Annotated in this window: 18 protein-coding genes and 1 pseudogene; 7 read left to right on the forward strand and 12 right to left on the reverse strand. The window is 68.0% G+C overall.

Going from position 1 to position 22,930, the window contains the following annotated elements; genetic code table 11:
* The first annotated feature begins 11 nt into the window (after positions 1 to 11).
* From tsaD to IPJ59_RS05715, 4 genes are all read left to right on the forward strand, one after another.
* Positions 12 to 1,043: a tRNA (adenosine(37)-N6)-threonylcarbamoyltransferase complex transferase subunit TsaD gene (gene tsaD / locus IPJ59_RS05700; RefSeq protein WP_293270082.1), complete on the forward strand. Its 1,032-nt coding sequence runs from the start codon at positions 12 to 14 to the stop codon at positions 1,041 to 1,043.
* Positions 1,040 to 1,897 (forward strand): 16S rRNA (adenine(1518)-N(6)/adenine(1519)-N(6))-dimethyltransferase RsmA, encoded by an 858-nt coding sequence (rsmA, locus tag IPJ59_RS05705; RefSeq protein ID WP_293249230.1) that lies wholly within the window; start codon positions 1,040 to 1,042, stop codon positions 1,895 to 1,897. Before tsaD ends, rsmA begins: the two co-directional genes overlap by 4 nt.
* The gene (gene mutM / locus IPJ59_RS05710) at positions 1,881 to 2,744 is read left to right on the forward strand and encodes a bifunctional DNA-formamidopyrimidine glycosylase/DNA-(apurinic or apyrimidinic site) lyase (protein WP_293249227.1); all 864 of its coding nucleotides are present in this window, start codon (positions 1,881 to 1,883) and stop codon (positions 2,742 to 2,744) included. Before rsmA ends, mutM begins: the two co-directional genes overlap by 17 nt.
* Before the next feature lie 93 nt (positions 2,745 to 2,837).
* A complete protein-coding gene (locus IPJ59_RS05715; RefSeq protein WP_293249224.1) occupies positions 2,838 to 3,467 on the forward strand; it encodes an RNA polymerase sigma factor in 630 nt (209 codons plus the stop codon).
* On the opposite strand, the gene IPJ59_RS37570 is transcribed toward IPJ59_RS05715, so the two are convergent.
* From IPJ59_RS37570 to IPJ59_RS05730, 4 genes and pseudogenes are all read right to left on the reverse strand, one after another.
* A complete protein-coding gene (locus IPJ59_RS37570; RefSeq protein ID WP_293249220.1) occupies positions 3,455 to 4,126 on the reverse strand; it encodes a ribonuclease H family protein in 672 nt (223 codons plus the stop codon). The genes IPJ59_RS05715 and IPJ59_RS37570 overlap by 13 nt on opposite strands.
* Positions 4,127 to 5,066: 940 nt before the next feature.
* Positions 5,067 to 7,205: pseudogene (locus IPJ59_RS37575) on the reverse strand (dynamin family protein); the annotation flags it as partial.
* Positions 7,202 to 9,019, reverse strand: a complete 1,818-nt coding sequence (locus IPJ59_RS05725) for a dynamin family protein (protein WP_293249214.1) — start codon at positions 9,017 to 9,019, stop codon at positions 7,202 to 7,204. The pseudogene IPJ59_RS37575 and the gene IPJ59_RS05725, both read right to left, overlap by 4 nt.
* Complete coding sequence (locus IPJ59_RS05730; RefSeq protein ID WP_293249212.1) at positions 9,019 to 9,969, reverse strand: M48 family metalloprotease; 951 nt, start codon at positions 9,967 to 9,969, stop codon at positions 9,019 to 9,021. The genes IPJ59_RS05725 and IPJ59_RS05730 overlap by 1 nt, the downstream gene beginning before the upstream one ends.
* Positions 9,970 to 10,093: 124 nt before the next feature.
* Here IPJ59_RS05730 and IPJ59_RS05735 point away from each other — a divergent pair, with 124 nt between their 5' ends.
* On the forward strand, positions 10,094 to 11,701 hold the full coding sequence (locus IPJ59_RS05735; RefSeq protein ID WP_293249209.1) for a tetratricopeptide repeat protein: 1,608 nt from the start codon (positions 10,094 to 10,096) through the stop codon (positions 11,699 to 11,701).
* A gap of 79 nt (positions 11,702 to 11,780) precedes the next feature.
* Here IPJ59_RS05735 and IPJ59_RS05740 read toward each other — a convergent pair whose 3' ends face one another.
* Positions 11,781 to 12,740 carry a hypothetical protein gene (locus tag IPJ59_RS05740; protein WP_293270086.1) on the reverse strand — a complete coding sequence of 320 codons (960 nt, stop codon included), beginning with the start codon at positions 12,738 to 12,740 and terminating at the stop codon, positions 11,781 to 11,783.
* Positions 12,741 to 12,874: 134 nt separating this feature from the next.
* Between IPJ59_RS05740 and IPJ59_RS05745 the strand changes: the two genes are divergently transcribed.
* The gene (locus tag IPJ59_RS05745) at positions 12,875 to 13,960 is read left to right on the forward strand and encodes a hypothetical protein (RefSeq protein ID WP_293249203.1); all 1,086 of its coding nucleotides are present in this window, start codon (positions 12,875 to 12,877) and stop codon (positions 13,958 to 13,960) included.
* Between the two features lie 5 nt (positions 13,961 to 13,965).
* Here IPJ59_RS05745 and IPJ59_RS05750 read toward each other — a convergent pair whose 3' ends face one another.
* The 7 genes from IPJ59_RS05750 to IPJ59_RS05780 all read right to left on the reverse strand — a co-directional run bounded on the left by IPJ59_RS05750 (position 13,966) and on the right by IPJ59_RS05780 (position 20,363).
* The gene (locus tag IPJ59_RS05750) at positions 13,966 to 14,553 is read right to left on the reverse strand and encodes a GTP-binding protein (protein WP_293249200.1); all 588 of its coding nucleotides are present in this window, start codon (positions 14,551 to 14,553) and stop codon (positions 13,966 to 13,968) included.
* Between the two features lie 17 nt (positions 14,554 to 14,570).
* On the reverse strand, positions 14,571 to 15,047 hold the full coding sequence (locus IPJ59_RS05755; protein WP_293250244.1) for a roadblock/LC7 domain-containing protein: 477 nt from the start codon (positions 15,045 to 15,047) through the stop codon (positions 14,571 to 14,573).
* Between the two features lie 247 nt (positions 15,048 to 15,294).
* Positions 15,295 to 15,903 carry a recombination mediator RecR gene (gene recR / locus IPJ59_RS05760; RefSeq protein WP_293249197.1) on the reverse strand — a complete coding sequence of 203 codons (609 nt, stop codon included), beginning with the start codon at positions 15,901 to 15,903 and terminating at the stop codon, positions 15,295 to 15,297.
* Positions 15,900 to 16,226, reverse strand: coding sequence for a YbaB/EbfC family nucleoid-associated protein (locus IPJ59_RS05765; RefSeq protein WP_293249194.1), 327 nt, complete (start codon positions 16,224 to 16,226; stop codon positions 15,900 to 15,902). Before IPJ59_RS05765 ends, recR begins: the two co-directional genes overlap by 4 nt.
* Positions 16,227 to 16,280: 54 nt before the next feature.
* A complete protein-coding gene (dnaX, locus tag IPJ59_RS05770) occupies positions 16,281 to 18,320 on the reverse strand; it encodes a DNA polymerase III subunit gamma/tau (RefSeq protein ID WP_293270088.1) in 2,040 nt (679 codons plus the stop codon).
* Positions 18,321 to 18,354: 34 nt separating this feature from the next.
* Positions 18,355 to 19,935 carry an alkaline phosphatase family protein gene (locus IPJ59_RS05775; protein ID WP_293249188.1) on the reverse strand — a complete coding sequence of 527 codons (1,581 nt, stop codon included), beginning with the start codon at positions 19,933 to 19,935 and terminating at the stop codon, positions 18,355 to 18,357.
* Between the two features lie 200 nt (positions 19,936 to 20,135).
* On the reverse strand, positions 20,136 to 20,363 hold the full coding sequence (locus IPJ59_RS05780; protein WP_293249185.1) for a hypothetical protein: 228 nt from the start codon (positions 20,361 to 20,363) through the stop codon (positions 20,136 to 20,138).
* Positions 20,364 to 20,948: 585 nt separating this feature from the next.
* On the opposite strand from IPJ59_RS05780, the gene IPJ59_RS05785 reads away from it, so the two are divergent.
* Entirely contained in the window at positions 20,949 to 22,832 is a 1,884-nt protein-coding gene (locus IPJ59_RS05785) for a serine/threonine protein kinase (protein ID WP_293249182.1), read from the forward strand.
* Positions 22,833 to 22,930: the final 98 nt, after the last annotated feature.

The following is a 22,930-nucleotide window of genomic DNA, read 5'->3' on the forward strand; positions in this document are numbered from 1 at the left end:
CCCCTGCCGGCGTGCGTGCTGGACCGAAGATCCTCGCCATCGAGTCGTCGTGCGACGAGACTGCATGTGCCGTCGTCGAGGGCCTGCAGGTGCGTGCGAGCGTGGTCGCGTCGCAAGTGGCGATCCACGCGGCGTACGGCGGCGTGGTGCCGGAGCTCGCAAGTCGACATCATCTGACGGCGGCGGTGCCGGTGCTGCGCGCGGCTCTCGTGCAGGCCGGGTTGCCGCTGCACGAGCTCGACGCGTTGGCGGTGACGGAGGGCCCGGGGCTGGTGGGGGCGCTGCTGGTGGGCGTGCAGATGGCGCAGGGGCTGGCGCTGGCGACCGGGTTGCCGCTGCACGGGATCCACCACATGGAGGGCCATCTGCTGTCGCCGTTTCTCGGCGACCATGCGACGGCGGCGCGAGACTTCGTACCGCATCTGGCGCTGTCGGTGTCGGGTGGGCACAGCGAGCTGGTGCTGGTCGAGGGGCTCGCTCGCTACCAGGTGCTCGGCAGCACCCGCGACGATGCGGCTGGTGAGGCCTTCGACAAGGTGGCCAAGCTACTCGGGCTCGGGTACCCGGGCGGGCCTGTGATCGACCGGCTGGCGCGCGAGGGAGATCCACAGGCGATCGCGTTTCCCCGGGCGATGCTCGACCGCCAGCGCTTCGAATTCTCGTTCTCGGGGTTGAAGACGGCGGTCGCGGTGCACCTGCAACAGCACGGGCAGCCAAGTTCGCGCGCTGCGCTGGCGGACCTTTGCGCGTCGTTTCAGGCAGCGGTGGTGGACGTCCTGGTGATGAAGGCGCGGCTGGCCCGGCGTAAGTTTGGCTGCGTGGCCATGACGATCGTCGGCGGTGTGTCGGCGAATCACGGGCTGCGCGAGGCCATGGCGGCCGCTGCACGCCAGGACGGCTTCGAGTTGTGGACACCGGAACTGCGCTACTGCGGCGACAATGCGGCGATGATCGCGGCGGCTGCTGCGTTGCGGGTGCAGGCCGGGCTGGCCCCGGGTGTGCGGGTGTTCGCCAGCGGGGCGATCGATGAGGTGCGCCGATGATTGACTCGCCAGGACAGTTGCTCAAGCGCCACGGGCTGCATGCTCGGCACAGTTGGGGGCAAAATTTCTTGCATGCGCAGTCGGTGCACGAGGCGATCGTGCGCGCATCGGGGGCGCGCGCCGGGATGCGCGTGGTGGAGATCGGCGCGGGGCTCGGGACCCTGACCGACCACCTGCTCGCTACGGGCGCGGAGGTGTGGGCGATCGAACGTGATCGCGACCTGTGCACGGTATTGCGGGCGGAGCTCGGCGATCGCCCCAACCTGGTGCTGCACGAGGCCGACGCGGTGCGCTTCGACTACGCGGCGGCGGCGAAGGACCAGGTGACGCCGCCGGCGATCGTCGGCAACTTGCCGTACCAGTTGACCGGGCCGCTGCTGTTCGTGCTGCTCGATCACCACGCGTGGACTGGACCGTGGGTGGTGATGGTGCAGAAGGAAGTGGCCGACCGGCTCTGTTCGCCGCCGGGTTCGCGCGAGTACGGTGGGGTGACCGCGGTGATGTCTCGCGTGCGGGCGGTGACTCGCGTGTGCGCGGCGCCGCGGGGCTGCTTCCTGCCGCCGCCGCGGGTCGACTCGGCGGTGATCCGGCTCGACCCGCACCCGCAGCCGCGGGGCGAGGTGGCCGATGCGCACGGCTTCCAGCAGCTGGTGCGGGCGACGTTCCAGCAGCGGCGCAAGGTGCTGAGCAACGCGTTGACCTCGCTCGCAGGGCGTGATGCGGCGTTGCGCTGGTGTGCGGTGGCGGGCGTCGATCCGGGGATCCGCCCCGAGCGGCTGGGGCCCGAGGAGTTCGCGGCGCTGCAGCGGGCGCGCGAGGCCGAGGGAGCGAGCGGCGATGCCGGAGCTCCCTGAAGTCGAATCGGTTCGCCGCGGTCTGGTCGCGGCGAAGTTGCAAGCCCCAGTCTGCTCGCTGTGGCGTAGCGCGTTCAAGCTGCGCATCGGCAAGCACTGGGAGAGCGAGAACCTCGAGTGCCTGCGTGGGGCGACACCAGGGGCGGTGGGGCGGCGGGGTAAGTACATCGTGTGGTCGTTTCGTGGGGCTGATGATGCGCCGCTCGGGCTGGTGATCCACCTCGGGATGAGCGGGCGTTGTGGGGTTGCGATCGCATCGCAGCCGCGGGTGCTACACACCCACCTGGCCCTGGGCTTCGCCGACGGACGCGAGCTGCGACTGGTCGATCCGCGGCGCTTCGGCGGCCTGCGAGCGGGGCCGTGGGAGACGCTCATGACGAGCCCGCCGATCGGTGAGCTCGGGCCCGAGCCACTCGATCCGGACCTCTCCGGCGAGCTGCTGCAAGCGCGGCTCGGTGCGTCGGCGCGACCGATCCGCGACGCGTTGCTCGATCAGGAGGCGATCGCGGGGCTCGGCAATATCTATGCGGTCGAGGCGTTGTTCCTCGCGGGCATCCACCCGCAGATCGAGGCGCGTCGTCTGCATCGCAGCGCGTGGGACCGCCTCGCAGTGGCGATCGTCGGCGTGCTGCGGCAGGGCATCGAGAACGGCGGGACCACGCTCAAGGATTTTCGCAACGTGATCGGTGAGGTCGGTCGCAATCAGGACGACCTGAGGGTGTATGGGCGAGCGGGCGAGGCATGCCCGCGTTGCGGCGAGGCGTTGCGTGGCTTTGTATCGGGCGGGCGCAGCGGGGCTTTCTGTCCCCGCGACCAGGCGAGGCCGAGGACTCGCTTGTTGCGCTGAGGCGCTGGACGCTGGGCATCGCCGTGGGCGCGAAACAGACCGCTTGCCAGAGATTCAGGCATGGGCGCACACTGGCGCCGCAGCTCCGACGGAATGGACGAAGTCCACAGCACTGGCCCGACATCCATGGCGCAGGAGGCGCGGACCGACGAGGTGCTCATGGCGAGCTTCCGCGACGGTGAGGTGCGGGCCTTCGATGTACTGGTTGTGCGGCACCGCCGAGGGCTGTTCAACTTTTTGCTGCGCAGCGTGCAGAACCGGAGTCGGGCGGAGGAGATGTTGCAGGAGGTGTTCCTGCGGGTGGTACGGTCGAAGGACCGCTACGAGCACACGGCGAAGTTCACGACCTGGGTGTACACGATCGCCCGGAATCTGTGCGTGGACGAGAGTCGTCGGGCGAAGTTCCGACGCACGGTGTCACTCGACGCGCCGCGACGGGGAGACGGGAGTGAGGATGGTCCGGCGATGTTGGACTCGGTGGCGGCGGATCAGGTCGCCACCGATGACGCCGCCGCGGCGCCGCAGATCCGCGGACGGATCGCCAGGGCGATCGACCTGCTGCCCGACGATCAGCGCGAGGTGTTCCTGATGCGGCAGGTGAGCGGGCTGTCGTTCAAGGAGATCGGTGAGATCGTGGGCGCGCCGGAGAACACAGTGAAGAGTCGGATGCGCTACGCGCTCGACAAGCTGCGCACCGAGCTCGCCGATTTTCACGACGGCTGAGCTGCGAGCGTGAGCTGGTCGCTGGGGAGCTTCTCGGCGCCCCAGCTCTTGCGAGCTTCGGGTGGGAGACCGCCGTGGCTGCGGGCGTAGGCGTCGAGGAAGCGACGGGTGGCGGCATTGGCATAGCCGCCGCCGGCGACGGGGCCGAACTCGGCGTGGTAGCGGTCGCAGATCTCGGCGAAGGCGGCGTCACGGGCGTGCTTGGCGAGGATCGATGCGGCGGCGACGGCGACGTGGGCCGACTCGCCGTCGTTGACGGCTTGCAGGCGGGGAAAGTGGCGCTGCAGCGGACGAAAGAGATTGGCGCCGTCGCAGATGATCGTGGCGGTCTGAGGGGCTTCGAGTCGGCGCAGGAGACGGAGCGCGACGTCCTGCTCGAGGCGATTGAGTTGGCCGCGGAAGGTATGCTCGTCGATGATCTCGACGGGGACGAGCTCGCAGGCGGAGGCGAGGGCGTGGCGGTGGATCTGCGCGCTGAGGCCGGCGCGAAGGTCCTGGGCCTTCGCGCCGGAGCCGAAGCGCTTGCTGTCCTGCACGCCGAGCTCGCGGAGGGCGATCCCGCCGGCCTCGTCGAGGAGGACCACGGCGAGGGCCATGGGGCCGAGGATCGGTCCGCGGCCGGCCTCGTCGACGCCGTACACGCGATCGCTGCGGCTCATGGAGCGACCCTCTCGAGGCTGCCGAGCACCGCGTCGAGGCCGTACACGCGATCGCTGGGTTGGGGGCTGCCAGCAGGCTGAGGCGGCGACGTGGCGGCGGGCGCGGGGCCGAGGCCGCGGTGTGGCGTGCCTGTCGGTGGGCCTGCCGGATGTGGCGGAACAGGCCGCGGATGAACTTGCGCCAGCTGGCGGCGACTGGCTGGAGGGCGACGCGGTAGCGCTCGCGGAGGGCGGCCTCACCCTTGGCGACGGTGGGGCCGTGTTCGATGACGAGGCTGGCGACGAAGCCGGAGGAGTCGAGGCTGTCGAGGAAGCCGTTGGCCCAGGGGACGAGACGGCCGGTGAGAACGTCGGCGAGGGCGTCGGCGCCTGGCGTTTGGGTCAGGTCGGCGAGGGCGGTCTGGAGGGCGCGCAGGATGCTGTCCCGAAGGACAGCTGCGAGGTAGGTGGCGTCTTGCGGGGCGAGGAAGGCGCGCGCGGGGGCAGAGCCGGCGCGGAGGATGCCGAGCGCGAGGCACTCGCGGGTGAGCACGTCGTCGAGGCCGAGGATCTGGCCGTACACGGTGTCGGCGAAGCTGACGAGGCGGAACTCGAGCTGGCCAGGGTCGCTGGCGTCGCCGCGGGCGGCGTCGTCGGCCTTGGCGTCGAGGGCGTCGGCGGCGGCGAGGACGACCTCGCGTGCGTGGCCGAGAGCGTCGGCGAGGCGACGGGTGGTGAGCGAGCGCTTGAGTTCGCGGGCTCGCTCGAAGAAGTGACGCTCGAGGGCGTCCTCTACCGCGACGAAGGGGTCGTCGCTGTGGTTCCCCTCGGCGGTGCGCAACGTGAGGGCGGCGCTGGCGGAGATCGGGAGGACGTCGAGGAGGATCTGTCCGAACTGTTCGCGCAAGTAGGTGACGAGCTCGACGCGCTCCTCGGCGTCGAGGGTGTCGACCTTGTTGAGCACACCGAGGACCTGGCGGCCGTCGGCGCTGACGCTCTTGAGGGCGCTGCCCTCGGAGGCCGCGCCGCCGCGGGTGGCGGAGAAGATCCAGATGATCGCGTCGGCCTCCTCGACGAACTCGCGAGTGACTCGCTCGTGGAAGGTGTCGAGGGCATTGAGGCCGGGGGTGTCGACGACAGCGGCCTCGCCGAGGCGCGAGCCGGTGCGCTCGATCTCCATGTGGCGGATCCGGCTGGCCTCGATGTCGTCGAGGTGTTGCAGGAAGGTGTGTACCTCGTCGCGGGCGATGGTGGCGATGCTGCCGTCGCGGTAGTGGACGCGCGCGCTGCCGCTGGGCCCGCGACGAAACAGGTTGATCGTCGAGGTGGTGGGCAGCACGCCCATGGGCGCGACGGCCTCACCGAGCAGGGCGTTGATGAAGGTGCTCTTGCCGGACGAGAACTCGCCCATGATGGCGATCGTCAGCGGTCTTGCGAGGCGCTCGCGCGCCGCGATGACGCCGGAGAGGGCGTCCTGTACGCCGCTCAGCGGGACGCCGAGGATCCGCCCGGGCATGGCGGCGAGCAGGGTGGTAGCGGCGGTGAGGAGATCTTCGAGGCGGTTGCTCTCGACAGGGCGTGCGAGCTCGGTGAGCAGGGCGCGGGCGTGCTCGTGCTCGGGGAATTCGGTGAGCACCTCGACGAGGTACTCCTGTGCGGCCTCGGGCAGATTGCGTTGCAGGCACAGCTCGGCGGAGGCGAGGGCACGCTGGCTGCGAACGACGGTGAGGCGCGAGCCAGCGTCCCGGATCGGTGAGATCTCGTCGGGGCCCCAGGGGCCGCCGAGGTCGGCCTGGGCGCGGAAACGTGGTGGCGGTCCGGGCAGGAAGTCCTCGCCGACCTGTTCGTCGCGCTCCTCGAGGCGCTTGCGGACATGGACGAGGCGGAGCTCCTCGGGCGCGGTCGGGCTGTCGCGCAGCTGCTTGCGGATCGCGGCGACGAGGGTGGGTGGACGGAGATCTGCCCGAAGGGACAGGTGAGCGAGCTCGTGGAGGTAACGCTCGAGGAGGTCGGCCGGGGCGGCACGGGCGGCGATGGCGAGGGCGTCGAGACAGGCGCTGCGGCCGGCGATCGGCGTTGCTGCGCCGCTGCTTGGCCAGGTGGCGGCTTCGGCGAGCGCCCACAGGCGCTGGCGGCGTGGGTCCTCGGAGGCGCGCTGGAGGTGGCGGAGGGCGAGCTCGCGGGTGCGTTCGGGCTGGCTCTCGGGACCTGTCCCAAGGCACAGGCCGATGCGGATGCGGAGCTCGTCCCATGCGGGGTCGTCACTGTCGACCTTCGCCAGCGCGGCCTCGGAGCCGAGGCGGTCGCCCTTGGCGGCGAGGGCGAGGGCGAGGTAGGCGTGGGCGGTCCGGGCGTCGTCGCTGGGTGTGGCCGGTTGGCCATCACTCGCGGTCGGTGGTTCGGCCTCGCTGCTGAGCCAGGCGATCGCCTCGTCGACGCTCTCGGCGGCGAGGGAGATCTGAGCGCCCTCGGCGATGAGGAGCTGACGCAGGGGGCCGTGGGTGCCCTCGGGGAGGCGTGCGCGGGTCTTGTGCAGCTCGAGCAGGGCGCGTTCGTGTCGGCCACGGTGGGCCTGCGCGAGGGTGGTGAGCAGGTGAAAGACGAAGCGGGTCTCGGGTTGGAGCGAGCCGCCGAGCTCATCGAGCAGCTTGCGTGCGCGGCGGAGGGCGTCGAGGCTGGCATCGAACTCGCTGCGCAGGAGGTGCTCCGTGGCCTCGACGAGCGGGCCGCCCACGTTACGCTCGCCGCGTTTGCCGAGGCCTTCAGCGAAGGCGCTCAGGACATCGATGCGCGCGGGGGTGACGAGGGCTTGTTCGATGAGGGTGAGGGCGAGGCTGAGGAGCAGGCTGGGGTCGTTGGGCCGGGTCTTGATCGGTGCCTGGAGGCGTTCATGGGCGGTGGCGAATTGGCCGGCGCGGCGGAGGTCATGGGCCTGGGTGAGCGCGCGCGCGACTTCCTCGGGCTGCTGCGGGCCGGCGACTTCGGTGATCGCCTTGCCGACGCGCTTGGCCCAGCCGCCGAGCGCGGAGCCGACAGATCGGAGGGTGTTGGCTGGGCCTGCGGGGTCGTCCTTGGGGTGGTCGTCGCTGCCGTTGGTCATGCGGAGGGGCTCGGTGAAGAGGCGTGCGCAGCGAGGTCGCCGCGGAGCTGTTCGAGGCGCTGTTCGAGCCCGCGAAGCTCCGCGAGGGCGGTCTGGCGGGGATCGGGTGCGGCTGGCTTGGTGGGCAACTCGCCTGGCTTTGCAGACAGGTCACCAGGTGGTAGGGCGAGGGCGTCGAGGGCCGCGGCGCGCTCGAGCAGGGCCTGGAGATGGGCGCCGAGCTGGTTGTGGGCGAGGACGATGTACTCGCGGAGGCCGGCGATGTGGCTGTCGATGGCGCGGAGGAGCGTGGCTTCGAGGTCGGAGAAGCTGCGGCTGAGCGCGTGAGGGACGCTCTCGCGTGCGGCCTCGCGGAGGGCGCGGATCGAACGCTCGCGCAGGAACATGGTGGCGAGCGGGGCGACGACGGTGATGAGCAGGCCGGCGACGAGGTTGCCGAAGTACATGACCGCAGTGCCGGCGATGCCGACCGCGAGGGTGCCAGCCTCGACACCGACGGACGGCGGCTGGAGCTGAACGACGGGGCCGCGGAATCCAAGGTTGAGCATGGTCTCGGCGAGGCGGCGCTGGGCCTGCTCGCCGCAGGTGTGGATCGCGTCGCGCGTGAGCTGCTCAAGGGCCAGGCGCAGGCGTTCGGCCTCGTGGTAGGTGAAGTGCAGGAGGGCGTCCTGGATCGCTCCGGGGAGGAGATCTGCGGCTTGGCGTAGATCGCTGCGCTCGAGCTGGGCGAGGATCGAGGTCTGCAGTTCGACGCGGAAGCTGGCGAGGTTGTCGTGGCAACCCTGGGCGATCTTCGCCCGACCGTCGGCGATCGTGGCCTCGATCTCGTCGAGGTCGAGACGTCGCTGCACGAGCGTCTCGCGCACCGCTTTCAGCTCGGACTGCAGCGCGGCCGACTCCAGTCGCAGGGCCCGGGCCTCGATGGCGGTGTGGTGTAGCAGCAGGTCGACGCTGCGTTGCAGGCTGGCACGCGCGCGCGTCGGGAGCACGGTGGCGCCCTGGCTCGCAAGCACGCGGATACGCTCTCGGAGGCGCTGGACCTCGCGCACGCCCAGAGTGTCGCTGCCCGGGGATTTGCTGGCGCCACGGGCATCGGTGGTGAACACCTCAACGGCGCCAGGCAGCACCGCGCTGAGTTCACGGTGGATGTGGTCGAGGAGGTTGCCTCGCTCGGCCTCGGGGACGAGGTCGATGCGGTTGAGGGCGAGCAGGAGGGTGGCACCAGTGCCCTCCGTGCCGCCGACCGCGGTGAGGGCGTCGCGCAGGAAGGCGACCTCGGTGAGCTTGAGGACCTGGGTGGCGTCGAGGACGAGGATGATCGCGTCACCGCGGGGCAGCTCGCCGCGACTGATGAGGCTGCGGAAGCGTTCGAGGTCGTTGATGCCGGGGGTGTCGATGAGCTCGACACCTGGCGGGAGGTGCTCGCTCGGGGTGGTGACGAGGAGGGTGCCGACGTGTTCTTCCTTGCCACGTGCGAGCCGGGAGAAGTGGTCAGGCTCGAGCAGCTTGCGAGTGCCGTCGGGGGCGACGAGGAAGCGACCGAGGTGCTCGTCGCGGACGATCTGGACGACAGCGCCGGTGGTGGGCGTGACCCCGCTCGGGAGCAGTGCCTCAGCGAGCAGGGCGTTGATCAGGGTGCTCTTGCCTTGCTTGATCTCGCCGAGGACGAGCACGCGGAGCTGGGCGTGATCGAGGCGGCGGGCGGTGTCGGCGATGATGTGCTCGCCGAGGCCGGGGAGGCCGAGCTGGGTGGCGATGTCGGCGAGTTCACGCGCGTTGTCGCGGAGGCCGAGGGTCGGCGTCTCGCTGGTCATCACAGTACCCCCAGGCGCAGGGTGAGGCGCTGGTCGCAGCGTGCGAGCGGCCATGCGTCGGCCGGGACCTCGTATCCGGCGGCGATCGGTGGCGGGGTGGCCTTCGCGGGCTCGCTGGTCTTGTCCACAGGCAGGGCGACGGGTTCGCTGGCGTGCATGAGCTGGTCGACGAGCTCGTGCACGGACGGGTGGTCCTGCACGAAGCGGCGGCTCGAGCGGACGCGAGCGACGACGCGGCTGTGGTTGAATTCCTCGAGGGCTCGCTTGCGTTCAGCGAGGTCGGCGAGGCTCGGATACCAGGGTGGGAGTTGTTCGCTGCTGCGGGCGAGGGCCGCGACGGAGGGGGCAAATTCGCCCGCTGCGAGCAAGCCGGCGCGGTCGGCCGAGAAGGCGGCGAGGCGGCTGAAGGAGCGAAGAACGAGCCGGAGGGCCGTGTGGCCGCGGTGTTCGCGGTGGGAGACGTAGTGGGCCATGAACAGCGCTGCGTGGCCGCACTGGATGTGGCCGAGGCCCTGGGCGAGGAGGAAGGCGCGTTGGGGTGGGGCGAGCTCGGCGAGGGCGAGGGCGTCGACGACAAGCCAATCGTCGCTGTTGCGGGCGTTGCCGAGCGGGGTGACGAGGGGCCAGCGACCGCGTGCAGAGGGGGTGACGAGGCGGACGGCAGGGAGGGTGACGCGGAGCAGTTCGGCGATCCTGACGATCTCTTGCAGAAATGGCAGGGTGACGGCACCTTCGGGGACCTGCAACTCCTCTCGCATCAACTCCTCGGCGACGGCGCTCCAGCGCAGCTCGAGCGCGCGCATCAATGTCTGGGCTGTCATCGACTGGTTGAGCCAGTGAAAACGGCGGACGTCGACGCCGTAGGCGTAAGTGACGCGGGCCAGATCTTGCTCGAAGGAGCGAAACTGCCGGCGCTGCACGAAGCGGCCAAGATCGAGGTTGGAGGTCACTGGAGTGATTTTACCAGGCAGCCGCCAGATCTGTCGTCGCCAAGATCCAAAAAGGTGGCGACAGGCACGCGAACCAGCTTGCGGCGCACCGCTGATCTAGGTATGCCCGGCAACGAACGGTCCCATGGCTGCTGCCAAGCACATTGAGCTCCCGGCCGTCAGCGTGCCGTCGCACCTGTGGACGCGCAGTGGCAGGCCGAGACAGGGACGCATCGTGCAGGTCTTGCTGCCAGGGGCACTCGTCGTGGCGGGACTGCTGGTGTCCGGGACCACGTTGCGCGTTGTGCTGGTGCTCGCGGGTCTCGGACTATTCTTCCTGCTGCCCGCGATTCTGTTGGCGCGGCTGGAGCGCATCGGTCGCGATGTGCAGGCCGCTAGCCCGCGGGCCGCAGCGGAGCTACTTCAGCGGCTGCCAGGCAAGCCGGTGGTGCAGTTCTTCGCGCCGACGGCTTGGCGCACGCTGCACGAGGGCATCCTTCAGCTGAAGGTCGGCGATGGAAAGGCAGCGGCTGCCAACTTCGCCGAGACGGCGCGGCTGATTCGCCAGCCGGATGCGGTGATGCTGGTGAGCGCCCAGGCACACGCGCTCGTGGTGGCTGGCGAGCGCGCCGAGGCCCGCGAGCTCCTGCAGCGCCTCGCCAAGGAGAACATGCTGGTCTCCCGCGACCAGCTCGACCTCGGCATCGTGCTGCTGGTCGAGTCGCAGAAGAAGAACAAGCAAGCGCTGGCGTACATCGAGTCCGCCCGTAAGACGATCGGCGATCATCCGCGGGTGCTCGCGGCGCTGGCCCTCGCGTTGCAAAAGACAGAGCGCATCGATGAGGCCTCGGAGCTGCTCGAGCAGGTGCAGATCATCCAGCAGGGTGCCGACGTGGATCCGGTGGTCGAGGATCTGGTCATGCGGGCGCGAAAGGGGCTGCAGACCTTCATCGAGGCCCAGCTTCGGCGTGAGCGACGTTCACGTTCACGACGCACGACGATCGTCGTCTCGAGCGACCTGGCGGCGAGTGAGATCGTCTCGGGGGAGATCGGCGCGGGTGAGCAGGCGCAGCTCGACAACCCGACCACCAGCTTCCGTCCGGCCGGGACAGTGATCTCGAGCAAGTCGGTCGACGGCGAGCTGACTCATGAAGAGCGCTCGATGCTCAACATCCCTGAGTCGCGCACGCGCAAGGCTGAGGACGCTCGAGATGCGAAGGCTAGCGCCTTCTCGATCGACGAGGATTCGGCGGCGCACGAGAGCAACGAACCCGAGCCGGTAGCGAAGGCGGACTCGATCCTCACGGCGATCTCTGCGGAGCCCGTAGGCGTGGCGGAGCCGCAGAGCATCTCGTTGATCAACCCGGCAGTTGCTGCCGCAGCGCCTCAGACGATCGACGCGAGCAAGATCTTGGCAGAGTTGCCGACCATCGCGCCTGAGCCAATGCCGGCGGCCAAGATGGCCGAGGTCGATGTGCCCATGGTCAGGCGCAAGCCCGCGTTGCCCGCGGTGTCTGAGCGGCCGAACCACCTCCTCGGTGTGCTGCCTACGGGCGGCAACTCGAGCTTGAGCGCGGGGCCAGCGTTGTCGTCGCTGCCAGTCGCGGGCGGGCCGAAATCTGCGTTGCCAACACGGCGGCCTGAGTCACCGAACAGCGCGGCGCCAAAGAGCACCACGCCGCTGTTCCGTGCGCCGATCATCGGCAAGAACGACGACAAGGCCGAGGGCGACGACGATCCGGGTCGCCGCTGAGCTGTCGCTCCGACCTTCGCAGTCGTTGGGTCGAGGCATCCATGCTGGGCGCCTCCCAGAGAGTTGTCCCAAAGGACAGCTACTTGTCGATGCCGGCCAAGGGATCGTCGGTGGACTCGATCTTGGCCCGTGGGTCCTTCTTCTTCGGCTTCTCGGTGGGCGTTGAGCTGCCACCGCCGCCGCCGCCGCCACCACCACTGGGTTGCGGGCGGCCTTCCTTGAACTGGGTGCCCTTGATCGCGTCGACATCGCTACCCTTGACCGTCTTCGGGCCCTGGGTGTCGGGGGGGATCTCACCAGCACGGATGACCGTGGTAGGGCCTGTAGGCGCGGGGGGAGGCGGTTCCTCGCCCTTGCCCTTCAACGCAAGGTAACCTCCGATGCCGCCGAGCAAGACGACGACAGCGATGATGATCCCCCACTTCGCACCGCCGCCGCCAGTCGAGTCGTCGTCATAGTTGTGACTGCTGCCACCGCTGCCGTCAAAGCTCGCGGCTGAGTTACCGAAGCTGGCCCCCTCGGATGAGGGGAAGGGCGCCGCGACTTCGCCGAAGGGCGAGGCAGGACCGGTGGAGAAGGGCGCAGCTGCTGGTGCGCTGCTCCCGAAGGGGTTCGCTGCGGGACTGGGAGCGGGGGTCGGCCTTGGTGCAGCAGCAGCGACAGGGGCGGGCTTGGCAGCGACAGGGGTCGGAGTCACGGCTTGCACGGCCGCCTGTGCGGCGACGTCGTCGCGACGGAACAGGCGCGTCGTTCCTTCGCCGGTCTCGCCGAGGTCGTCGTCATCGTTGTCAGCGTCACTGTTGCTGTCGCCGAGATCGTCATCGTCGTCGTCGCTACCGCCATCTCCGTGCTCGGCCGCGGCCTCGAGTTCGGCGTACAGCGAGCGGATCTTGGCGTCGAGGCGCTCGATCGCCTGGGCGTTCATCCGCAGGGTCGCGGGGTCCGTCGCGGTCTCCAACGCGGCCTCATGCCGGTTGCGCTCCTCTTCCAGGCTCTCGAGCCGCGCGAGGGATTCCTGAATCCAGTCTTCCGTGGGCATAGTTGATGGGGCTCCGCTCAGGTTCTGCGATCGGGGAGCGCGAGTCGCGTCTCTCGACAGGCATAATACACAGCGTTCCTGGCGCTCCAACCATTAATTCCCGAACGCGCCCTCGCCCCGGTCGATCTCTCGCCATGCGCCGTCTGACGCCGCCGCCGCCAACAGCCCGCCCGCGCGCGTGGCTGCGCAGCCCCACGTGGGACCTCACCCTGCTGGCCTTCTGTTGGTTGCCGTTCTATGTGTGGGCGGTTTTTGGCCTCGGTCTCGACGGCTCCTGGGCCGCCGGGGTTGGCTCGCGCGACGCTCTGGCATGGGCCACGTTGGTCGCTCTGGCGATCACCTACGTTCATCGCCACTACACCTTTCTCCTCGTGTACGGCGACGGTGAGACCTTCCGGCGGCGTGCCCGCGAGTTTGTACTTGCCCCGCTGCTGGTGTTCGCGGTGGTCGGCCTGTGTCGGGGCACGGGCGGCATGGTTTGGAAGCTGTTGCTTGTCGCGGTGGGTGCATGGAACGTGTGGCACACGCTGATGCAGCGCTTCGGTATCTTGCGCATCTACGCCGGCAAGGCGGGGTGCGGCTTGCAGGAGCCGGCGCATGGTCGTCGCGACCTGGCTCTGCTGTGGTGCAGCGTGATTTTCGTCTCTTGGATCACATTGCTGCTGAGGGCGGAGACTTTCGCGGGTCAGGCCAACGCCCGGCTGTTGCTGCGTGTCGTCCGTCCGCTGATCTCGGGGACGGGCGCGTGGGCGGTGCTCGCGGTGCTCGCGGCGGGCTGGTTAGCGGTACTGCTGTACTGGCTACGCCACGAGATGCGGGCCGCGCTATGCCTGCGTGAGCGCCTGCCGCGGTGGACCTTTCTCGCGTCGACCCTGCTGTTGCTGGCGGTGTTCGTCGTGCACGGGCCGATCGTCGGCTACCTGTGCTTCGGAGTGGCGCACGCGCTCGAGTACGTGGCCTTCGTGCACCACTTCGGGCAGCAGAAGTTCGCCCAGGACGGAGCGACCGGCTTCACCGCGTCGTTGCTGCGGCGCCCGCTCTGGGCGGCGCCGCTGCTCATCGGCGTGCTGCTCACGGCGTTCATCCTGCTCCGCGATCACCGGGGTGCCGATCTCTACCTCGTCTACTACCTCGGCACGTCGCTGCTTCACTTCCTGTTCGATGGCTGGATCTGGAAGGTACGTCGTCCCGAGGTGAGGCGACCCCTCGGGGTCGCCTGAGCCGCTCAGGTGCCCTTGCGGAGCTCGGCGAGCACCAGCTTTGCGAGCATCTTCAGCGTGTCGAACACGCCGACGCCCGTGGTCGCCACGCCCTCGAACTCAGGCACCTGCGTCCCGTTCAAGGACTTCGACAGCTCAGCGACGCTCATCGCGTTGGGTAGGTCGCGCTTGTTGTACTGGACGACGTAGGGCAGCTTGTCGAGGTCGTAGCCCTGTTCGTTGAGGTTCAGACGCAGGTTCTCGAGGCTCTCGATGTTGGCGTCGTAGCGCTCCTCTTGCGAGTCGGCCACGAAGCAGACGCCGTCGACGCCCTTGAGGATCAGCTTGCGGCTGGCGTCGTAGAACACCTGGCCCGGTACGGTGTACAGGTGGAAGCGCGTCTTGAAGCCGCGGATCTCACCGAGGCTGAGCGGGAGGAAGTCGAAGAACAGCGTCCGCTCGGTCTCCGTGGCGAGGGAGATCATCTTACCCTTCGCCTCGGGACGCGTCTTGTTGTAGATGTACTGCAGGTTCGTGGTCTTCCCGCAGAGACCTGGCCCGTAGTAGACCAGCTTGCAGTTGATCTCACGCGAACTGTAGTTGATGAAGGACATCGGTTGTAAGGCTCTCGCTAGTCGTTGAACAGGTTGTCGATGTCCTGATCCGTGATGTCCGGCAGAGGGCTCGACTGGGGCGACAGCGCCTTCTTCGCCAGTTCCTCGAAGATCGGAACCAGCTCGTCTTGAGCCCGCTTCACGCGCAAGCGTACCAGCCCGGGGGTCGTGTTCTTGTCGAAGAGCACCACGAGGATGATGCGCCGTCCGACCAGGGACAGATTGATCGACATCCCCTTGCCTTCGTGGAACTGGCCAGTGAACTCATCCTCCTGGAGCAGCTTGGCGATGCCACCGGTGGCCGCGACGTTGCCCGCGACCAGCGAACTCAGCGAGGTCGTGTCGAGCTCGTGAGCAGCACCTGCGGCCGCGACGAGCGCTCCATTCTTGTCGATGAGAAGAATCGATCTTGCTCGTGAATCCTGCTGGAGCCGGTCAGCGATCTTTTGGATCTGCTTGAGCTCCTCTTCAAACATCACGAGCTGGGGATTCATCGGGTTCAAGGGACAGACTCCTGATGCGCGACGTGTGAACTTCGGACCGATGCCCGACGGCGTGAAAACCGTAACAAACTCAACCGGGCAAGTCCATCGCGCCGAACGACCATCACGCGAGTCTCCCGATGCCTGCTGCGGGGTGTGGGGTCGGTCCTTGGTCTCACGTTCAGTGTGCGCGCGGCAAAACTCCGGCAGTGAGCAGGTCCATCGCGGGGGACCGCGAGCGTCGCTGGCGCCTCCGCCTTCACAGCGAGCGCCGCTCGGCCAGGGCGCGGTGGAGGGTGTTCAGATCCGCATACTCAAGCTCCCCGCCGACCGCGACCCCCGAGGCGATCCGCGTGACCCGAACCCCGAGAGGTTGCAGCAGCTTGGACAGGTACAGGGCTGTTGCGTCACCCTCGATGTTGGGGCTGGTGGCGACGATGAGCTCGCGCACCGCATCACCGTGCAGTCGTTGCAGCAGCGCGTCGATCTTGAGCTCCGCAGGGCCGATGCCGGCGAGCGGATCGAGGACACCGTGTAGGACGTGGTAGAGGCCCTGGTACGCGCCCGTCCGCTCGATGGCCATGCGGTCTTGCGGCTGTGCGACGACGCAGAGGAGGCCCTTGTCGCGTCGCGGGTCGCGGCACCGCTCGCAGATCTCTCCCGTGCACAGGTCGCAGCAGGTCGTGCAGAGCCGAAGTTCGTCATGGACCGCGACCATGGCCTCGGCGAGCGCCCGCACGTACTCGCCATCCGACCGCGCCAGCGCGAGCGCCAGGCGCAACGCGCTCTTTTCACCGACGCCCGGAAGGCGAGTCAGCAGAGCCGAGAGCCGCTGTAGCGGGTTCTGTGGATCGTTGCCGGCGTTCACAGCCCCGGAATACCGCCTGGGCCGAGCAGCCCTGGGGGCAGCAGCGAGCCGACCCGTTGCTGTGTCAGCGCCTTCGAGCGCTCGAGGGCGTTGTTGACTGCGGCGACGATCAGGTCCTGTAGCATCTCTCGGTCTTCCTGCAAGACCGCTGGCGCCAGTTCGACGCTGAGGATCTGCTGGGTGCCGCTAGCGCGGGCCTTCACCATGCCGCCTCCGGCCGTACCTTCGACGATCTCCTTGTCGAGGCTCTTTTGCATGGTTTCCATCTGCTCGCGCAAAACCTGCGCCTGCCGCATCATGGCTCCGAGGTCGAACTCGCTCATGGTGGTGGCATCATACGCCCACCCTGATGGGGGCAAAACCCTTTTCTTGCGCACCTAACCGCTGCGGGATGGTGTCACACGTGGCCGGACGCTCCGGACCTGGGCGGCGAACTGCGCTTTGAGGGCCAGGATCTGCGGGTTGGCATCGGCCTCGCGTTCGACCTCGGACTGCAGTTCCTCACGTCGGCGGGCCTCGATCAGGGTCAGGCTCGGCAGATCTGGCAGGGATGGCTCGCCTTCAATGAGCTCGAGCTTGAAGGGCGAGCCCAGGTGTTGCTGCAGCAACGACTCGAGGTGTGCTCGCAACGGGGCCTGGTCACGGAGATGGTTGCGGGCGAAGGCCACGGCCGTGCCGGCGAGCCGCAGTAGGCCGTCGCCGAGCTTCACCAAGCCGAGTTCGGCAAGGATTGCAAAAAGCGGTCCTTCGTCGTGAATTTGTAGGCGGCCGAGGAACTGCTCCCACGCTGCCAGCTGCGGCAGCTTGGTCCACTGTAAGATGCCATCGGCCTCTGGTTGCGGCGAGCCCGGGCACCCTGTGTCGCAAGCCGCCGTTTTCGGCAGTTCGTCGCGGTGACGCTCAGTTAGGTTCGGCGGCGATACGGCAGCTTGCCGACGACGCTCTGAAGCTACTTGCGGCTCCTCGGGTCCCCAGCTGGCTTCATCCCAGGGCGGGGGCTCTCCCGCCGGGGCCCGTTCCGGAGCATGGTCGGCCGGACGCGGCCGATGGACGGCGGGTGTCGGTGAGGGGACGGCCGCTAGATCTTGGCCGACGAGGCCCGCACCGGCGAGGATCTTCGAGAAGGGCGAGCTGTCAGCGCTCGGCCGGCCAGTGGTGGGTGGCTCCGCGCGTGTGCGTGGGTCGGACGGGGGCCTCGCAAGCGCAGGGCTCGCGGTAGATCTCGTCGTGGGTGAAACAGCCCGTGGAGTTCCCCCGCCGCCCCCCGGGGCTCCGGTCGAGATCTGCTCGAGGCGATCGATCAGATCGCCGAGCGGGATGAGTGGTTCACCGTGGACCAAGTCGAGCAGGCCCATCTCGAGCACGAGCCGCGGTACGCGGGTGCGGGGCAGGGCGTCGACGACCCGGGTGAAGCGGTCGAAGAGCTGCGAGAGCACCAGGCTGTCGACCCCTGCCGCCTGCGTCGTGAGCTGCTCGAATTCTGCGTCGCTCGCATCGACCAGGACGTCACGTGTGCCGCAGAGTTTGACGATCGTCAGGTCGCGCAAGTGCTTGAGGAACTCGAGCGCGAGGGCTAGTAGATCTTGCCCCGACGCGAAGACCTCGTCGAAGCGGCGGAGCGTGAGGGTAGGGTCGCGGGCCAACACGGCCTCGACGAGCCCGGCGACCGCGAGCGCACCCGGGACGCCGAGCACGACGCGGACTTCGTCGGCGCTGACCTTGTTGGTGTCGCTGGCGAACGCGAGCACCTTGTCGAGCAAGGTCAGTGAGTCGCGCACCGAGCCGTCACCTGCGCGGGCGATGGTGTACAGACCCGCCTCCTCCACGCTCACGCCCTCGCTGCTGAGGATCCGTTGCAGGTGGGCGACCAGATGCGCGCTGGACACCCGGCGAAAGTCGAAGCGAGACACCCGCGAGAGGATCGTGGCCGGGAGCTCGTGGACCTCGGTGGTGGCGAAGATGAAGGTGACGTGTTCGGGCGGCTCCTCCAGGGTCTTCAACAGGGCGTTGAAGGCCGAGCCGGTGAGCATGTGCACCTCGTCGATGATGTAGATCTTGCGGCGAGCGGTCTGTGGCAGGTAGCGCACCTGATCGCGCAGGTTGCGAACGTCCTCGACACGGTTGTTGCTGGCGCCGTCGATCTCGATCACGTCGACCGAGCGGCCCTCGGTGACCGCCGTGCACTCGTTGCACACGTTGCAAGGGTCGATCGTCGGCCCTTTGACGCACACCAGGCACTTGGCCAAGAGCCGCGCTGCGGTGGTCTTGCCGAGGCCGCGCGCGCCGCAGAAGAGGTAGGCGTGGTGGACCCGGTTGTGGGCGATCGCGTTGGCCAGCGTGCGGGTGACGTGCTCCTGACCGACAAGGTCCGCGAAGCGCTGCGGGCGGTACTTGCGTGCGAGGACAACGTAGGCCACGGGAGCCGCACGGTAGCACGGGCGCGTCGGCGCTTCACGGCCGTAGACGAGCCACGCCCAGCTTTTGCGCCCGCAGCAGCAGCTTCATCGTGTCGTCGCGAACCCTGCGCTTGAAGTCCTCGTCGATGGTCACGCCCGCAGCAAGAAATAGCTCCTCTTGGCTGGTGGTGTGGCCGACGCTGGCGAGGATGTCGGAGATCGAGACGTCCACCAGTGGGACCGGTGGGCCGGGCTGGGGGTTGTCGATGTAGTCCGGGTGGATGCAGGACGACACGTCACGGGCCTGGGCCATGCGTTCGTTGAGCGCCACGATGCCGAAGCGCTTCATCAGCGTGGCGCCGATCGAGCAGTGCTCGAACTGCAGGTCGTTGACGCAGCCGCGGCGCACGCTCGGACCGATGACGATGCTGGGCACGCGGAAGCCGAGCTGGGCAAACTCGGGATCCCCATCGATGGTCTTCGGGGGCGGGACATGGTCGTAGAAGCCGCCGTGCTCGTCGTAGGTGATGATGAGCAGGGTCTTCTCCCATGCTGGGCCTTCAGCGAGTGCCTTGTAGATCGAGCCGATGAGGATCTGGCCGAGCTGGATGTTGTGGTCCGGGTGGTCGTCGTTCGAGGTGAAGCCCGGGTCGATGATAGCGAAGTTTGGCAGGTCGCCCGCCTCAGCGTCGTCGAAGAAGCGCGAGAGCGTGTTGGGGTTGGTCAATGAGTCGAGGGTGAAACCCTTGAAACCGTCGGCCAGCTTGCCCCACACCGTCGGCACGAGCGGGAAGGCGCCCGTGACCCACGGGACATCGCCGAAGTAGTTCCGGCTCTTGAGGCCCGCGTCGTCGCAGCGGTGCCACAGAGTCTTCAGGAACGGGTTGGGGAAATTGGTCTTGCCGCCGCCCGAGCTGCACGCGTGTACGTAGTAGCGGTTCGGCCAGGTCGGGCCCATCACAGCGGCGAACCAGCGCTCGCAGACCGTGAAGTTGTCGGCCAGCCCGTAGGTGACCGGCAGGTGCTCGCGGACGTGATAGCCCATGGCTTGGTAGCCGTGGCCTGGGTTCTTCTTCTCGTTCTCGACGGCGAAGCCGTTGTTCTCGCCGAGATTGAACTGGAAGTGCGACTGGTCCCACTCATGGGGCGGGTCGTACGGCTCGAACTCGTCCATCACGAACACGGGCACCGGTACGAGGTCGGGCCCAAGGTTCGCCTCGTCGCCGACCAGACCGTCGATCGCCAGCCCCTCGACCGCCTTGCGCGAGCCGAGGTAGTGGTCGAACGAGCGGTTTTCCATCACCAGGACGATGATGTGGTCGATGCCGGCCAGCAGCTGTTCGGGGGTGAGTTGCGCCCCGCCGCCGCACTCGTCGACGGGCTCGCCCGTGGTTTCGTCACCGGTGCTGCCAGCCTCGCCGGTGCTGCTTCCGCTGCTCTCGCCACCGCTCTCGCTGTTCTCGCCGCTGGCGCCGCTCGTGGACGTCGTGGCATCGCTGCTCGATGAGCTCGGCGACTCGCCGGTGGTCGGAGGCCCTTCGCTGCCGTCGCTGCTTGAGTCCCCGCTGCTGCTGTCGTTGTTCCCGGGCGCGGCGTCACCACAACCGAACGCAGCGGTCCCGAGGAGAGAGCCCATCGCTTGCATTGCCCGACGACGCGACAGCTGAGCACGCGCCATCCTCAGATACTTCTTGGTCATTGCCCGACCAATCTATCAAAACCGGCGTCGCCCGATGTCAGGACCTGGCTACACTCTTGCGACCCGCGGACGTCAGCTCGAGCACGAGGCCACGGCGACCCCACGGCGACCCCACGGCAGCCCAGGTCGCGCGCGGATCAAAACGTGAAGTGCTGTGAGACGATGTCGTCGCCGTCGACCAGCTTCGTGGTCGGTCGCGGCTTGACCACCGTCGGTACCGGGACACCCGCAGCGTCCAACTTTTCTGCAATGATATCCTCAAGGTAGCCGCTCACGCTGAGGCCCGAGGACTCGCAGAAGTCCTTGAGACGCTGATAGGTGATGCCCTTGACCGAGATGCTCCTGCGGGTCTGTCGCTTCGCCATCGTGTCCTCCCTTCGCCTAGCTCCTGCTCTCCTGCCCTCTACGTCAACCGCACTCCACACGCAAGGCCCATTCCACACTACCCTAGGTCGCGTGAAGTACGCGGGGGGGCAAGGTTGTGAAGTAATCTCGTTATCATATTGAAAATATTGAATAATACTACGTTCATCCACAGAACCGAACATCGTTGATCAGTAGGTCTAGAAATTAGTGGATTCCATGTATTTTTCAGCTTCGAGCAGATCTCTGAGATCTCTTCAACACCTTGTACCCATGAAGGCGCCAAAGCGCTCACCCCTGATCGCTCCTGTCGTGGGCAGAACAGTGAGCTGAAATACAGAAAAATCACTCCCTTGAACAGATGGAAAATCACCGCCGCCGTGGCCAGCGATGGCGATGCTTGACATGCGGGCGGGTGTCCGGTCCCCAGGCTCCACCCATACCAAACGAATCCACCGTCCCCACGCCGCGGATCAGAGGTCCACAGCCCCGAGCAGCGCCCCCAACGCGGCGTCCCGGCGAGTGATCGTCCGCGGGGTTTGACGTATGGTGAAGATCGGGCCCCGCCAGTGTCGGGGCGCGCCACCATGGAGCCCGAACCCGAGACGAAGGTGTTGCCCGTCGGTCACGCGGACGCAACACCGATCGCGAGCGCCGATCCGATCGCCACGCGCCGTGCCATCGGCCGCTACGAGATCGTCCAGCGCCTCGGTCACGGCGGGATGGCGACCGTCTACCTCTGTCGCGCCACCGGCAGTGCCGGCTTCGAGAAGCTGGTCGCGATCAAGGTCATCCACCCGCACCTCGCGGCCGAACCCGAGTTCGTGGAGATGTTCCTCGAGGAGGCCCGCATCGCGGCGAAGATCCAGAGCCCGCACGTGGCCGGCATCCTCGACCTCGGCGAGGACGAGGGCCTCTACTACATGGTGATGGAGTACATCGACGGCGAGACGCTGTCGGCGCTGCTCCGCCAACTTCGTCCGCGTGGCGAGCACTTGCCGCTGGCCGTGGTCCTCCAGATCGCTGTCGACGCGTGTGAGGGCCTGATCGCCGTACACGAGCTGCGCGACCCCGACGGCCAGCCCTACGGTCTCGTTCATCGCGACATGTCGCCGCAGAACCTGATGGTCGGCTTCGACGGCTGGATCAAGATCGTCGACTTCGGGCTCGTCAAGGCGACTGGCAAGCGGCACACGCATACCGGTCACTTGCGCGGCAAGCTGGCGTACATGTCCCCTGAACAGGCGCGGGGCAAGCCAGTCAACGCGTCGGCGGATCTATTCGCGTTGGGAGTGGTCTTGTGGGAGCTGCTCACGGGCAAGCGTCTGTTCGCTGGCGAGACCGATGCGGAGACCCTCGACCGCGTCACCCGCTGCGAGCTTCCCCCGCTCGTGGAGCACCGCGCCGACCTGCCTGCAGACGTCGAGCCCATCCTCCGTCGCGCCCTCGCTCGTGACTCCGCGGACCGCTATGCCACTGCCGAGGCGATGCTCGCCGACCTGCGTCGCTGCCTGCTGGCTCACCTTGGCCCCGATGACCCGCGCAAGCAGCTCGCAGCGCTGATGCGGCAACACTTCGACGAGCAGGCCAAATACCGCAGCGCAGCGCTGCGCGGCAGCTCGCGCTCCCACAGTCGCCCGCGCATGCACATCGTCCCGCGTCCCGCGTCCGGGCCACTTGCCAGCACTGAGCTGGCGCAGCGCGGTGAGCCAGTGCTGGCCCTCGTCCCGCCGGCGGTCGCGGACGATACGTCCGTGACTCGCCGTCACCAGGGCAGCGACGGCCGGCCGCGCACCGGCAGCGGCCCGACCCTGACGCCCGACGATGACGGTCCGACCTCGTCCTCGCGCACGCTGGCGACGGGGCCCGATCGGCACTGGGGCTGGTGGCTCGGTCTGCCGATGCTCGGCGCTGGCCTGGCGGTGGCGATCTTGCTGGCGGTGTTCACCTGGCGCGATGAACACGGTGGCAACCCGGTGGCCGACGTGCTGCGTCCGCAGCCGGCGCGCGAGGTGGTGCCCCCGGGGCCGCAAACCGACCTGCCAGCGCAACCGCGGCGAATCGTGTGGAACTTCGAGTCTGAGCCGGCCGGCGCGCAGGTGTCGATCACAGGTGCGCCGCCGGCGGTCGCCGCGGACCTCGAGCGTCAGCTCGCGGACCGCATCACCCCCTTCAGCATCGAGATCCCTTACGACGAGAAGAGTCGCATCGAGGTCCGCTTCACCCGCCCCGGTTACAAGATCAGCCAGCGCAGCCTGTTGCCGATCAGCAGCGAGAACATCAACGTCAGTCTCCAGCCCGAGCCCTCCCGCGTGACGCCCGAGCCGGTCACCAAGCTGTCCCGCAAACTCCCGGTGAAGAGCGTCACGAAGCTGTCCAGCCAGAAGTCGGTGCCGCCCGCCACCGATGCTGGCGACGAGCTCAAGGACGAGCCCACCTTCGGCCCCCCGAAGACCAGCGGACCGCATTGATGCGTCGGCCTGCTCGCCCGCGATGTTCCAGCTCTGCCATCTGTCTCAAGGGACAGATTTCGCGCGTCGCGCTCTGCGCCCTGCTCGCACTGGGCCTG

This window comes from Nannocystis sp. (genome assembly GCF_016714285.1).
In the GTDB taxonomy this organism is placed as follows: domain Bacteria; phylum Myxococcota_A; class Polyangia; order Nannocystales; family Nannocystaceae; genus Nannocystis.

Bases quoted from the DNA above. Each gene is read 5' to 3' on its own strand.
- rsmA (WP_293249230.1), top strand. From the start codon at position 1,040: ATGATTGACTCGCCAGGACAGTTGCTCAAGCGCCACGGGCTGCATGCT.
- mutM (WP_293249227.1), top strand. From the start codon at position 1,881: ATGCCGGAGCTCCCTGAAGTCGAATCGGTTCGCCGCGGTCTGGTCGCG.
- IPJ59_RS05715 (WP_293249224.1), top strand. From the start codon at position 2,838: ATGGACGAAGTCCACAGCACTGGCCCGACATCCATGGCGCAGGAGGCG.
- IPJ59_RS37570 (WP_293249220.1), bottom strand. From the start codon at position 4,126: ATGAGCCGCAGCGATCGCGTGTACGGCGTCGACGAGGCCGGCCGCGGA.
- IPJ59_RS05725 (WP_293249214.1), bottom strand. From the start codon at position 9,019: ATGACCAGCGAGACGCCGACCCTCGGCCTCCGCGACAACGCGCGTGAA.
- IPJ59_RS05735 (WP_293249209.1), top strand. From the start codon at position 10,094: ATGGCTGCTGCCAAGCACATTGAGCTCCCGGCCGTCAGCGTGCCGTCG.
- IPJ59_RS05740 (WP_293270086.1), bottom strand. From the start codon at position 12,740: ATGCCCACGGAAGACTGGATTCAGGAATCCCTCGCGCGGCTCGAGAGC.
- IPJ59_RS05745 (WP_293249203.1), top strand. From the start codon at position 12,875: ATGCGCCGTCTGACGCCGCCGCCGCCAACAGCCCGCCCGCGCGCGTGG.
- IPJ59_RS05750 (WP_293249200.1), bottom strand. From the start codon at position 14,553: ATGTCCTTCATCAACTACAGTTCGCGTGAGATCAACTGCAAGCTGGTC.
- IPJ59_RS05755 (WP_293250244.1), bottom strand. From the start codon at position 15,047: ATGAATCCCCAGCTCGTGATGTTTGAAGAGGAGCTCAAGCAGATCCAA.
- IPJ59_RS05765 (WP_293249194.1), bottom strand. From the start codon at position 16,226: ATGAGCGAGTTCGACCTCGGAGCCATGATGCGGCAGGCGCAGGTTTTG.
- IPJ59_RS05775 (WP_293249188.1), bottom strand. From the start codon at position 19,935: ATGGGCTCTCTCCTCGGGACCGCTGCGTTCGGTTGTGGTGACGCCGCG.
- IPJ59_RS05780 (WP_293249185.1), bottom strand. From the start codon at position 20,363: ATGGCGAAGCGACAGACCCGCAGGAGCATCTCGGTCAAGGGCATCACC.
- IPJ59_RS05785 (WP_293249182.1), top strand. From the start codon at position 20,949: ATGGAGCCCGAACCCGAGACGAAGGTGTTGCCCGTCGGTCACGCGGAC.